Origin of the sequence: Aureimonas sp. AU40, assembly GCF_001463785.1 — a bacterium.
Taxonomy (GTDB): domain Bacteria; phylum Pseudomonadota; class Alphaproteobacteria; order Rhizobiales; family Rhizobiaceae; genus Aureimonas.
The window spans coordinates 16211-28996 of the sequence record NZ_BBWL01000007.1; the positions used below are offsets into that span (position 1 = coordinate 16211).

General features: G+C 68.3%; 10 protein-coding genes. 3 read left to right on the top strand and 7 right to left on the bottom strand.

Translation table 11 applies throughout. The features are described 5' to 3' along the window. Positions 1–35: 35 nt before the first annotated feature. The 3 genes from paoC to paoA are packed head-to-tail and all read right to left on the bottom strand — an operon-like array spanning position 36 to position 3843. Entirely contained in the window at positions 36–2246 is a 2211-nt protein-coding gene (paoC, locus tag AUL32_RS02885) for an aldehyde oxidoreductase molybdenum-binding subunit PaoC (RefSeq protein WP_062111590.1), read from the bottom strand. Positions 2247–2251: 5 nt separating this feature from the next. Then, entirely contained in the window at positions 2252–3202 is a 951-nt protein-coding gene (locus tag AUL32_RS02890) for an FAD binding domain-containing protein (RefSeq protein ID WP_062111592.1), read from the bottom strand. Continuing rightward, positions 3199–3843 carry an aldehyde dehydrogenase iron-sulfur subunit PaoA gene (gene paoA / locus AUL32_RS02895; protein WP_062111594.1) on the bottom strand — a complete coding sequence of 215 codons (645 nt, stop codon included), beginning with the start codon at positions 3841–3843 and terminating at the stop codon, positions 3199–3201. The genes AUL32_RS02890 and paoA overlap by 4 nt, the downstream gene beginning before the upstream one ends. Positions 3844–4443: 600 nt before the next feature. Here paoA and AUL32_RS02900 point away from each other — a divergent pair. Continuing rightward, the gene (locus AUL32_RS02900) at positions 4444–6552 is read left to right on the top strand and encodes a response regulator (protein ID WP_306302884.1); all 2109 of its coding nucleotides are present in this window, start codon (positions 4444–4446) and stop codon (positions 6550–6552) included. Positions 6553–6599: 47 nt separating this feature from the next. Here the strand turns inward: AUL32_RS02900 and AUL32_RS02905 are convergent, their stop codons facing one another. Next, entirely contained in the window at positions 6600–7820 is a 1221-nt protein-coding gene (locus tag AUL32_RS02905) for an MFS transporter (RefSeq protein ID WP_082639622.1), read from the bottom strand. A gap of 83 nt (positions 7821–7903) precedes the next feature. On the opposite strand from AUL32_RS02905, the gene AUL32_RS02910 reads away from it, so the two are divergent. After that, positions 7904–8863: an AraC family transcriptional regulator gene (locus AUL32_RS02910; RefSeq protein WP_062111599.1), complete on the top strand. Its 960-nt coding sequence runs from the start codon at positions 7904–7906 to the stop codon at positions 8861–8863. A 51-nt stretch (positions 8864–8914) separates the two neighbouring features. Here AUL32_RS02910 and AUL32_RS02915 read toward each other — a convergent pair whose 3' ends face one another. Further along, positions 8915–9349: a winged helix-turn-helix transcriptional regulator gene (locus AUL32_RS02915; RefSeq protein WP_062111601.1), complete on the bottom strand. Its 435-nt coding sequence runs from the start codon at positions 9347–9349 to the stop codon at positions 8915–8917. Between the two features lie 76 nt (positions 9350–9425). Here AUL32_RS02915 and AUL32_RS02920 point away from each other — a divergent pair, with 76 nt between their 5' ends. Beyond that, complete coding sequence (locus tag AUL32_RS02920) at positions 9426–10310, top strand: SDR family oxidoreductase (protein WP_062111603.1); 885 nt, start codon at positions 9426–9428, stop codon at positions 10308–10310. 58 nt (positions 10311–10368) lie between these two features. On the opposite strand, the gene AUL32_RS02925 is transcribed toward AUL32_RS02920, so the two are convergent. Next, positions 10369–11760 (bottom strand): deoxyribodipyrimidine photo-lyase, encoded by a 1392-nt coding sequence (locus AUL32_RS02925; RefSeq protein ID WP_062111605.1) that lies wholly within the window; start codon positions 11758–11760, stop codon positions 10369–10371. 38 nt (positions 11761–11798) lie between these two features. Beyond that, entirely contained in the window at positions 11799–12782 is a 984-nt protein-coding gene (gene glsA, locus AUL32_RS02930) for a glutaminase A (RefSeq protein WP_156421301.1), read from the bottom strand. Between the last annotated feature and the right edge of the window lie 4 nt (positions 12783–12786).

The following is a 12786-nucleotide window of genomic DNA, read 5'->3' on the forward strand; positions in this document are numbered from 1 at the left end:
CGGCGATGCCGCCCCGCTCTCAGCTTGGAAGCCGTTCAGGCCACTTCCGGCATGCCGTCCAGAAGCTTCTCCAGCGTCACGGGATAGTTGCGCACGCGCACACCCGTCGCGTTGTGAACGGCATTCGCGATGGCCGCCGAGACGCCGCAGAGACCCAACTCGCCGACGCCCTTCGCCTTCATAGGCGAGGACAGGGGATCGGTCTCGGGCAGGAAGACCACCTCCTGATGTGGGATGTCGGCATGCACCGGCACCTCGTAGCCGGCGAGGTCGTGATTGACGAAGAAGCCGTGGCGCTTGTCCACCGCCAGTTCCTCCATCAAGGCGCCGCCGACGCCCATGGTCATCGCGCCGATGACTTGGCTGCGCGCCGTCATCGGGTTGATGATGCGGCCCGCCGCGCAGACCGCCAGCATGCGCCGAACGCGGATCTCGGCCGTGGCGATATCGACGCCGACCTCCACGAAATGCGCGCCGAAGGTCGATTGCTGGTGCCCCTTCGACAGGGCCTTGTCGAACTCGATCGTGTCTTCCACCACGATCTCGCCGTCCTTGGCCGCCTCGCTGAGAGCCGCGTCCCGGTTGCCGGCCCGCACCCGCCCGTCGGTGAACTCGGCATCGTCGGAGTTGAAGCCGAGCTTCTGCGCCACCGCCTCGCGCAGCTTGACGCAGGCGGCGTAGACGCCGGCGGTGGAGGAGTTCGCGCCCCACTGGCCGCCCGAGCCGGCGGATTTGGGGAAGCTGGAATCGCCGAGCAGCACCTGCACCCGGCTGAGCGGCAGGCCCATCATCTCCGCCGCCGTCTGGGCGATGATCGTGTAGGAGCCGGTGCCGATATCGGTCATATCGGTTTCCACGGTCACCACGCCGTCCCGCCCGAGGCGCACCCGCGCGCCGGAATCCATCACCTGGTTGTTGCGGAAAGCGGCGGCGACGCCGAGGCCCACCAGCCAGCGCCCGTCGCGCACCTGACCCGGCTGCGCCTTCCGCCCGTTCCAGCCGAAGCGCTCGGCCCCAATGCGGAAGCACTCCACCAGCTGACGCTGCGAGAAGGGGCGCTTGGGGTCCTCGGGGTCGACCTGCGTGTCGTTGCGGATGCGGAACTCGACGGGGTCGAGACCCAGCCTTTCCGCCATCTCGTCCATGGCGATTTCGAGCGCCATCAGGCCCGGCGCTTCGCCCGGCGCGCGCATGGCGTTGCCTTCCGGCAGGTCGAGCACGGCGAGGCGCATCGCCGTCATGCGGTTGGCGCCGACATAGAGGAGCCGCGTCTGCGCCACCGCCGCCTCCGGCGAGCCGTCGGGCTGGTCGCCCGACCAGCTCTCATGGCCCATGGCGGTGATCCGCCCGTCGCGATCGGCGCCGATGCGGATGCGCTGGATCGTGGCCGGGCGATGGGTCGTGTTGTTGGCCATCATCGGGCGCGTGAGCGCCAGTTTCACCGCCCGGCCAGCGGCCTTGGCGCCGAGCGCGGCGAGGATCGCATCGGCCCGCACGAAGAGCTTGCCGCCGAAGCCGCCGCCGACGAAGGGCGAGATGAGACGGACCTTCTCGGGCGCGACCTTCAGCGTCTTGGCGACGTCCGACGCGCCCCAGGCGATCATCTGGTTAGAGGTCCAGACCGTCAGCCGGTCTCCCTCCCAGAGCGCCAGCGAGGCATGGGGCTCCATCATCGCGTGGCTCTGGTCGGGCGTCGTGTAGGTCTCGTCCAGCTTCACCGCAGCCTTGGCGAAGGCACCGTCGAAGTCGCCGACCGAAGTGGCCGGCGGCGTCGAGCCGTCGTCCTCCGCCAGCGGCGCCGCGTCTCGCGCGGCGGCGAGGTCGAAGGCGCCGTCGCCCGCCTTATAGGAAACGCGGATGCGCTGCGCGGCGTCGCGCGCCTGCTCGAAGCTTTCCGCCACCACCACGGCGACGGCCTGGTGGTAATGGTCGACCTCTGGTCCAGCGAGCAGCTTCACCGTGTTCATGTCGCCCTGGCCGAGTTCGCCGGCATTCTCATACGTGACGATGGCAAGCACGCCCGGCGCGCGGCGCGCCTCCGCCGTATCGATGGCGGTGATGCGCCCCTTGGCGATGCCGGAGCCCAGCGCATAGCCGTAGGCGATGCGGTCCGCGACCTCGTTGTGCTCGTAGGCATAGGGCGCGGTGCCGGTGGTCTTGAATCGGCCCTCGATGCGGTCGTGCGGCTGGCCGACGACCGTCATCCGGTCGATCGGGTTGGTGCCGGCTTTGGTGTCGAACTTCATGGCGGTCAGCTCCTCGCTTCGGTCAGGACCGCACCGAGCGTTCGCTCGGTGAGCGGGATCTTGAAGGCGTTGTGCTCGGTCGTCTTGGCATCGGCGAAGAGCTTTTCCGCCACCGGCTTGGCGCCTTTGGAAAGCTCGGCATCCGCCGCTTCCACACGCCAGGGCTTGTGCGCGACGCCGCCCACGGCGACGCGGCCCGTGCCGTCCGGCTGCACCACGGCGGCGACCGAGATCAGCGCGAAGGCATAAGACGCGCGGTCGCGCACCTTGCGGTAGATATGCGTGCCGCCAAGGGGCTTGGGCAGCGTCACGGCAGTGATGAACTCGCCGGGCTCCAGCGCCGTCTCGATTTCCGGCGTGTCGCCGGGCAAACGATGGAAATCGCCGATCGCAATGGCGCGTGTGGTGCCGTCGGGCTTTACCGTCTCGACTTCGGCGTCCAGCACCCGGAGCGCGACGTTCATGTCGGACGGGTTGGTGGCGATGCAGGCGTCGCTGACGCCGACCACGCCGAGCTGGCGCGAATAGCCCTCCAAGGCCGAGCAGCCTGAGCCGGGCTGGCGTTTGTTGCAAGCCATGTTGGTGTCGTAGAAATAGGGGCAGCGCGTGCGCTGCAGGAGATTGCCCGCCGTGGTGGCGCGGTTGCGCAGCTGGCCGGAGGCGCCGGCCAGCACCGCCCGGGCGAGCACGCCATAGTCGCGGCGCACGCGCTCGTCGGCCGCCATGTCGGTGTTGCGCACCAGAGCGCCGATCCGCAGGCCGCCGGATTCGGTCGCCTCGATCCGGTCGAGCGACAATCCGTTGACGTCGATCAGATGCTGCGGCGTCTCGATCTGCAGCTTCATCAGGTCGAGTAGGTTGGTGCCGCCCGCGATGAACTTCGCGCCGGGATGGGCGCTGGCGGCCTTGGCGGCCTCGGCCGGAGTGGTGGCGCGCTCGAAGGTGAAGGGCTTCATGCAGGCCTCCCGGCCACGTCGTTCATGGCGTCCACAATGTTGGAATAGGCGCCGCAGCGGCAGATATTGCCGCTCATGCGCTCGCGCATCTCGGCGTCGCTCGGCTCGATCGCGGCCGTCAGGTCGCCGGTGACATGGCTCGGAATGCCATCCTTGATCTCCGCCAGAACCGAGACGGCAGAGCAGATCTGGCCGGGCGTGCAGTAGCCGCACTGGTAGCCGTCGTGCTTGACGAAGGCCTCCTGCATCGGGTGCATCGCGTCGGGCGTGCCCAGGCCCTCGATCGTGGTGATCTCGTCGCCTTCGTGCATCATGGCGAGCGACAAGCAGGAATTCATCCGCCGGCCATTGGCGATCACCGTACAGGCGCCGCATTGGCCGTGGTCGCAGCCCTTTTTGGTGCCCGATAGCTTCAGATGCTCGCGCAGCGCGTCGAGCAGCGTGGTGCGGAGGTCCAGTTCCAGTTCTCGCCGCTCGCCGTTCACCGTGAAGGAGACCTTTGAAACGCTTGGGGCGGGCGAGGCAGCGGTCGGCGCGGCCTCGGCGCGGGCCAGTTTGGGCGCCACCGTCAAAGCGGCGCAGGCCGTGGCCGATGTCATCAGGTCGCGGCGATTGAGGGCAAGGTCGGGAAATCTCGACATGTCTCACTCCTTTCGTGAGGGGCTCCGCCGGGGGCGGCCGCAGGTGCGGCGCCGCCCGGCAAAGGGCGAAGCGATGGGCTCGGCCAGCCGACCGGCCGAGAGCGGCAACACGCTCGTTCGCAGGCTCAACTTGTAACTGGTCTAAACTGATCCCGCGAAAACCACTGGCGCCCGACTGGTGTCGGAGGTCGCTTCACCGGATGACGTCGGTCAGGCTTGACGCCGATTGGAGCTTCTCAAGTGCTTCGACGCAGCGCCGCCCCCGGCGGAACAAGGCCCTCCGCCTTACTCTCGGAGTGTCGCCCATGTGCTGTCGGGGCCGATCCCGCCGCCGACAGGCCGCTCGGCGTCAGGCGGCCCTGCGTGAAAGGGACGCAGCTTTCACGCAAACGTGTCGGCGATCGGCTGTCAGGCTTTTCCGTACCGTGCTTTGGCCCGGGGCCTTTGCCTTTCTCGCCGCCGCTTCGGGTGCAGGATCATGCCGCCCACGCCCTTTCGATCGGCCGAAATGAACTAAATAGGAGGGGCAGCGTCAGCCGGTTCCTGCGGGTTGGCGCGTCGCAGCCTCGCTTTCCCGCCTTTCATGCAGAGAATGATCCCGTGACGATTGAACGCCCGGCGACGGTTTCCACCCCTGACGACGGGTCCCCTGCGTCTCCTTCCGTCGCTGAGGTGCTGGCCGAGGCTGACGCGCGCTACCGCGCCCTGTTCGAGGCGATCGACGACGCCTTCTGCATCATCGAGTTCATCGACGGGCCGAACGGCCCCGACAGCGACTATGTCCATGTCGAGGCCAATTCCGGCTACGAACGCCACACCGGCATTCCCGATATTATCGGCCGCCGCGTGCGCGACCTCGCGCCGAGCGACGCGGACGTCTGGGTCGCGCTTTATGGCGGCGTTCTGCGCACGGGCCAGCCGATCCGCTTCGAGCGCGAGTTCGAGCAGGCGGGGCGCCATATCGAGGTGGCCGCCGCGCGGGTCGAGCCGCCGAGCCTGCGCCGCGTCTCCGTTCTGTTTCGCGACATCACCGATCGCAAGCGCGCCGAAGCCGCTTTACGCGAAAGCGAGGCGCTGGCGCGCGAAAACGTGCAGCGCGTGCAACTGGCGCTGTCGGCGGGCGCCATCATCGGCACCTGGCTTTGGGACCTGCCGAGCGACCGCTTTACCGTGGACGAAGCCTTCGCCAAAGCCTTCGGCCTCGACCCCGCGCTCGGCCGGGAGGGTTTGAGCCTCGCGCAGGTCGTGGACACCGTCCACTCCGACGATCAGGAGGGCTTGGCCGCCGCGATCCGGGAGGCGATCGCGCGCGGCGGCGCCTACGCGCATCAGTATCGCACTCGCCGCGCCGACGGGAACTACTACTGGCTGGAGGCGAACGGCCGGGTCGAGCATGGGCCGGACGGCACGCCGCTGAACTTTCCCGGCGTCCTGATCGACATCGAGGAGCGGCGCGCGGTGGAGGCCGAGCGCCAGCGCATGACCGAGATGCTGCGCACTCTCAACGAGACGCTGGAGAAGCGCGTCGAGGAGAAGACGGCAGAGCTGATGGCAGCGGAAGAGGCGCTGCGCCAGAGCCAGAAGATGGAAGCGGTGGGCCAACTCACCGGCGGCCTCGCGCACGATTTCAACAATCTGCTCGCCGGCATTTCCGGCTCGCTGGAAATGATGCAGGCGCGCATTCGGCAAGGGCGGCTCGGCGAGATCGAGCGCTACATGATCGGCGCGCAAGGGGCGACCAAGCGCGCGGCGGCGCTGACCCATCGCCTGCTCGCCTTCTCTCGCCGGCAGACGCTGGACCCCAAGCCCACCGACGTGAACCGGCTGGTGGCCGGCATGGAGGAACTGATCCAGCGCACGGTCGGCCCGCAGATCACGGTGGAGCGGGTGGCGGTGGGCGGCCTCTGGCCGACGCTGGTGGACCCCAACCAGCTCGAGAACGCGCTGCTGAACCTTGCCATCAACGCCCGCGACGCCATGCCGGACGGCGGCAAGCTGACGATCGAGACGGGCAATCGCTGGATCGACGATCGCACCGGCCGCGAGCGTGACCTTCCGCCCGGCCAGTACATCTCCATGTGCGTGTCCGACAACGGCACCGGCATGCCGGCGGACGTGGTGGCGCGGGCCTTCGACCCGTTCTTCACCACCAAGCCGATCGGCGTCGGCACAGGGCTCGGCCTGTCGATGATCTACGGCTTCGCGCGCCAGTCCGGCGGGCAGGTGCAGATCTATTCCGAGGTGGGGCAGGGGACCATGGTCTGCGTCTATCTCCCTCGCCACCATGTCGAGGAAATGAGCGAGCCGCAGGCGCCGCCGCAGGTGCCGGAGCGCACCGAGACGGGGGAAACCGTTCTGGTGATCGACGACGAACCGCTGGTGCGCATGCTGGTGGTCGATGTGCTGGAAGACCTCGGCTACACCGCGATCGAGGCCGGCGACGGGCCGGAAGGGTTGAAGGTGCTGCGGTCCGATCAGCGGATCGACCTTCTCATCACGGATGTCGGCCTACCCAACGGCATGAACGGCCGGCAGGTGGCGGACGCAGCGCGCGAGCTGCGCCCCGATCTGAAGGTGATGTTCGTCACTGGCTATGCCGAGAACGCCGTGCTCAGCCACGGCCATCTCGCCCCCGGAATGCAGGTCGTCACCAAGCCTTTCGACATGACGGTCCTGGCCCGGCGCATCCGCTCGATGATCGCGGACTAACGGTCGGCGCCCGCCCGAATGAGTACGGGCGGGGCGCCGAGCCGGTGTCAGAAACCTTGCCGGCGCTCCAGCGGGCGCCCCACGGCGAGGATCAGAACGGCGCCCAGCGCCACGGCCAGCGCGGTGTAGACGAGAACGCCGGTCGGGCCGACCCCGTCGATCAGGACGCCGCCAACCAGGGCACCGCTGGCGATCGCCACCTGAAAGGCCGAGGACAGAAGGGCGCCCGCGCTTTCGGCGAGATCGGGCGCCACGCGGGCGTTCCAGATCGAGATCGAGACGGGGAAAGCGCCGAAGGCGAGGCCCCAGAGCGTGGTGGCCGCGAAGGCGACTGCCGGGTTTGAGCCGCCGAGAACCAGGATCAGCGTGGCGACCGCGATCAGGAACGAGGCGATGGCGACGGCCCAGGCCGGGCTGCGCTCGGCGATCTTGCCGCCGCCGATATTGCCGAAGAATCCGCCGATGCCGAAGGCCAGGAGCGCCATGGACAGGGTCGAGACCTCGAGCCTCGGCACCTCCTCCAGGAAGGGGCGGATGAAGGTGAAGCCGGCGAAATGACCGGACACGACGATGATGACCGTGGCGAAGCCGATCACCACGGCGCGCCGCGACAGGGCCGCACGGAAGAGCGCAAGGCCTGGCGCCCCCGAGGCGGGCAGCGAGGGAAGCGCCAAGAGTTGGACGAGAAGCGCCAGCGCGCCGAGCCCCGAGGCGGCGAGGAAGGTCGTACGCCAGCCCCAAAGCGCGCCCAACGCCGAGCCGAGCGGCGCGGCGAAGACGGTCGCCAGCGACACGCCCATGATGATGATCGACATGGCGCGTGGCACCAGGGCGGGCGGCACGAGGCGAAGCGCTAGCGCCGTCATCATCGCCCAGAAGCCGCCGAGCGCGAAGCCCAGGACCCCGCGCGCCACGAGCAGCGCCTCGAGGCTGGTGGCCATGGCCGCCAGGATGCTGGAGCCGACCAGCATGGCCATCAGCGCCCAGACGATCGTACGCCGATCCACCCGGCCGGAGGCGAGAACCAGAAGCGGCCCGGCAAAGGCCGCGACCACCGCCGTCGCGGTGATGGCTTGGCCCACCGCGCCGTTGGAAACGCCGAGATCGGCGGCCATGGGGGTCAGAAGGCTGACGGGCAGGAACTCGGCCGTGACCAGACCGAAGACGCCGAAGGAGAGCGAGAAGACGGCGGACCAGACGGGACGCTCGGCCGGCTCCGGCCCGGCGGCGGACAAGTCCATGTCACGTGGGAGGGTTGCGTCGGACATCGTGGGCATTCCTGTTTGTGCAGTGCACCTTGGCCGGCACGCTACGCTCGCCTCCTTGGCGTTTCCATGCTAGATAATCTCTTATGCTTGACCGATCCTCCAAAATCGCTGCATCCGATCCGCTGACCGACATGCTGCGGGGCCTGCGCCTCGACGGCGTGGAGTATGGCCGCTGCCGCCTGTCGGGGGAGTGGAGTTTCCACTACCCCGCGCAGGAGCACGCCCATTTCCACTTCGTGGCGGGCAGCGGATGCTGGCTCCAGGCGCCGGACGGCGAATGGAGCGCGCTGACGGCGGGCGACGCCGTTCTCGTGCCGCGCGGCGCCGCGCACACGCTGGCCAGCCGACCGGGCGTCGAGCCCCGCGCGTTTCCGCGCCGCGAATGCATGGCCATCTGCGAGAGCATGTTCGACTATGCCGAGGGAGAGGCGGAGAGCGAAGGGGTCTGCGTCCTGTTCTGCGGCTCGATGCGCTTTAACCTCGACGCCCTGCATCCTTTGATGAAGATGATGCCCGACCTGATGCGCGCGCGCGAACTCATGGTGAGCGAGCCGGCCATTCCCCATCTTCTGGCGGCGATGGTTTCGGAATGCGCGCTGAACCGCGTGGGGGCGAGCGGCATTCTCGCCCGGCTGGCGGACGTGATGGCCGCCCAGATCATCCGCTCCTGGGTCGAGCACGAGTGCGGGGATTCCAAGGGCTGGATCGCCGCGCTGCGCGATCCGCATCTGGGCACGGTGCTGGCCGCGATCCATGCCGAGCCCGAGCGGGATTGGAGCGTGTCCGATCTCGCGGCTCTCATGGGCACCTCGCGCTCGGGCTTCGCTGCGAAGTTCACCGCGACGGTCGGCATCACCCCGGCCCGCTATGTCGCGGAGGTGCGGATGCACCAGGCCCGCCAATGGCTGGCGCGCGACCGGATGCGCATCGCGGAAGCGGCGCAGCGGCTCGGCTACGATTCCGAGGCCTCGTTCAGCCGCGCCTTCAAGCGCATCATCGGCGCCGCGCCGGGCAGATCCCGCGCGGCCGCCGCGCGGGCCTGAGGCGCGCTCCTTTCGTTCTACCGCTCCGGCTTTCAGTTGGGCCGAACCCTGTCAGCCCCCAGCCGCATCGAAGCGCGTCTGCGCCGACCGGATAGCCGGATGGCTGCGCTCCGCCCAGCGCACCAGTTGCGCGAGCGGGTCGAGAAGGGTGCTGCCCAAGTCCGACAGCCGATATTCTACGCTGGGCGGCTTGGTGGCGAAGACCTCCCGCTCCACGAACCCGTCCCGCTCCAGACCCCGCAGCGTCTGAGTCAACATGCGCTTGGAAATGTCGGGCAGAAGGCGCGCGAGGGCGCTGAAGCGGCGCGGGCCGGCCGCCAGCGCGATCAGGATCAGCATCGACCATTTGTCGCCGACCTGATCGAGCACGCTGCGGACCGGGCAATGCGCCGGGTCGAAAAGCTGCGACTGCCAATAGGCGAAACGCTCGGCAAGATCGGGCCGGCCGGCGGGAAGCTCGGTTCCCTCGCTGTTCCCTTGTCTCAAGAAAGTGCCTCCTTTTCATCAGGGTCGGTCTCGATTAGTTCCCTTGTCTCATAACCGAACCTGAAGGGGAACCATCATGGCCGATTCCAACGAACCCACGATCTTCGTCACGGGCGCCACGGGCCAGCTCGGCGGGCTGGTGATCGAGGCATTGCTCGCCAAGGGGCTGGGGGGCCGTCTCGTCGCCGGCGTGCGCTCCACCGAGAGCGAAGCGGCCCAGCGCCTTCGGGGCAAGGGCGTCGAACTGCGGGTCGCCGACTACAGCCGGTCTGAGATGCTGGATGCGGCCTTCGCTGGCGTCGACCGGCTGCTTCTCGTATCCTCCAGCGAGGTCGGCCAGCGCGTGCCCCAGCATCGCAACGTCATCGAAGCGGCCAAAAAGGCCGGCGTCGCGCTGATCGCCTACACCAGCCTGCTTCACGCCGACACTTCGCCTCTCGGCCTTGCCGACGAGCATCTGCAGACGGAAGAGGCCTTGAAGGCGTCTGGCCTGCCTTTCGCGATCCTGCGCAACGGCTGGTACACCGAGAATTACGCGGCCTCGATCGCCCCGGCGCTCGCCCATGGCGTGCTGCTCGGCAGCGCCGGCGAGGGGCGCATCGCCTCGGCCGCGCGCCGCGACTATGCCGAGGCCGCCGCGGCCGTGCTGACGGCCGAGGGGCAGGGCGGCAAGGTCTATGAACTCGCCGGCGACGAAGCCTATACGCTGGCCGAGTTCGCAGCCGCCATTGCCGATGCTTCGGGCAAGCCGGTGGCTTACAAGGATCTGCCGGAGGCCGACTACAAGGCCGCGCTCGTGGGCGCCGGCCTGCCGGACGCCTTCGCCGCGCTGCTGGCCGATTCCGACGCCGGCGCCGCCAAGGGCGCGCTGGATGACACGAGCCGCCAGCTCAGCGGACTGATCGGCCGCCCGACGACGCCTTACCGCACCACGATCGAGGAAACCGTCGCCTCGCTCTGAGCGCGACCGGGCAAGGCCGCTCCGCGAACAGCGGTTCACGGAGCGGCCGCTCGCCTGTTCAGTTCTTCTCCGCTTCGCAGAGCCGTTCGACATCCGCCATATAGGCCTTGAGGTCGATCTTCCGCAGCGAGTTCTCGCTCTGGTAGCGCACCGTGCCGAAGATCGGCCGGCGTGCCCAGGGCCGGTCGTGCAGCCCGTAGACCCAGGCGACATTGGTGAAGGAATTGGGGTCCCGCCCATCGAGGAAGTAGCGATTGTTGAGGCGCAGCGTGCGCGCGAAGCCTTCCTCCGGCGTCTTCGACCAGTGGAGGATCTTCTTGCCCCAGTACATGCGCAGGTGATTGTGCATGAAGCCGGTTTCGCGCATCTCCGCCATCGCCGCGTTCCATCCCTCGTCGTGGGTGCGCCCCTCTGCCAAGTCCTCCTCGGTATAGACGGGATCGCGCCGGTCGCCGGCCTGTTCGGCCAGGGTCTTGCGCGCCCAGTCCGGCACGGCGTCCTCGTAGCGGTCGTAATGCCGGGTGTAGTGGACATGGTTCATCGCCAGCTCGCGGCGCACCACGAGCTCCTCGATATAGGCGTCCTTGTCCTCCGCCGTGCCGGCCTTCGCCGCGCGCACGGCCAGCGCGATCTCGACCGGTGAGATCTGCCCGAAATGCAGATAGGGGCTCATGTGCGAAGCCGCGCCCGCCTCGGGCTTGCCACGTCCGGCGCCATATTGGGCGAAGGGGCCGGCGAGATAGGCCTTCAGGCTCTTTCGCGCCTCGCTCTCCCCGCCGCGAAAGCGCTTCACCGGCGGCACCGACCGGTCCAGCGTCATGCCGGCCAGAACCTTGTCCGGGTCCGACAGGTCGATCGCGCCCTTCCAGTGCATGTCCCCAGCGGCGTGGATGACCTTGCGATGGGCCAGCGGGTTCAGGAAATCCTCCAGCTGGCGGCGGATCTTGGGGCGCAAGGTGCGGGCGGCGTGCTCGTGCTTGTTCGACGCCACTTCCACGGGCACCACGACATCGCCCTCCACCTGAACGACGCGCGTCTCGACCCCGTTCACGATCTCGCCATACCAGCGCTTCTGGATCGCGAGATAGCCGCGATCCAGAACCAGGAGCGCGGCGTCCTTGGCGAGGTCGATGGCGATCTCGGCCGGCGAAGCCTTGCGCAGGACGAAGCCGACGCCGCGCTCGGCAAGGCCCCGCGCCGCGTCCGACAGCCCTTGCAGAAGAAAGGCATAGTGCCGCGCATTGGCTTCGGGAAAACCGTTGGACCCGTCGAGCAGGCCGAAGCAGGCGACCACGGGGAGCCCGCGCCGGTTGGCCTCGTCGATCGCCAGTTCCAGCGCCGGATTGAAGCGGGAGCGGTTTGCCTGCTGAAGGAGATAAAGGACATAGCGCCCCTTCGCCTCGGGGTCGCCCTCCTTCAGAATGCGGATGCGGGCGGGCTCGATCGTCATGGGCGAGAGGGTCTCCTGTCGGGGGCGTTCACGTTGTCTCAGTTGCGCACGGCGCCGAAGACAGACCAGTCCGTGCGCCGCGACAGAAGCTCCAGCCCGTGCGTGCCGAGCCAGCTATTGCCCATCGGATCGAGCGCCGGCGACCAGACGCCGATCGAGGCCTTGTGCGGCGCGACCGCCAGAATGCCGCCGCCGACGCCGGACTTGGCGGGCAGGCCGACGCGATAGGCGAAGTCTCCCGACCCGTCATATTGGCCGCAGAGCATCATGATCGACAGGATGCGCCGCGCCCGGCGGGCGGCGGAGAGCCCGCGCCCGCTCGCCTCCTCGCCCGGGTCGTCCTGCATCAGGAAGCGGCCGGCCTTGGCGAGGCCCCGGCAGGTCAGCGTGATCGCGCATTGATGGACATAGGCTTCCATCACGTCCTCGACGGCGTGGTTCAGATTGCCGTGATGGCGGGCCATCAGCATCAGCGAGCGGTTGAGATCGCCGCCCGAGCGGTCGCTTTCCATCACCGCCTCGCTGAGCTCGAGCGTCTCGCCCTCGATCAGGCTCTGCACGAAATCCACGACATGGCGGTTCGGCCCCGATCGCCCCTTCATCCCGACCAGGACGTCGCAGACGACGAGCGCCCCGGCATTGATGAAGGGATTGCGCGGAATGCCTTTCAGCCGCTCCACATCGATGATGGAGTTGAACGGATCGCCCGAGGGCTCGCGCCCGAGCCGCTTCCAAAGGTCGTTGTTCAAGGCTTCAAGCGCCAGTTCCAGCGCGAAGACCTTGGAGATAGACTGGATGGGAAAGCCGGTCCCGGCATTGCCGGCGGAGACGAGATCGCCCTCGCGGGTGAAGACGGCGATGCCGAACCTGTCGAAATCGGCGCGGCGCGGTTCCGGCCGATCCTTGGCCTTGGCCGCTTCCACCGCTTCCTCGTAGAGGCCGGGCGCGGCCTTGCGCACCTTCGCCACCACGTCGTCCAGAATAGCCCGCAATTCGTCCCTGCCTTGAATCTCGTCCGTCATTCCA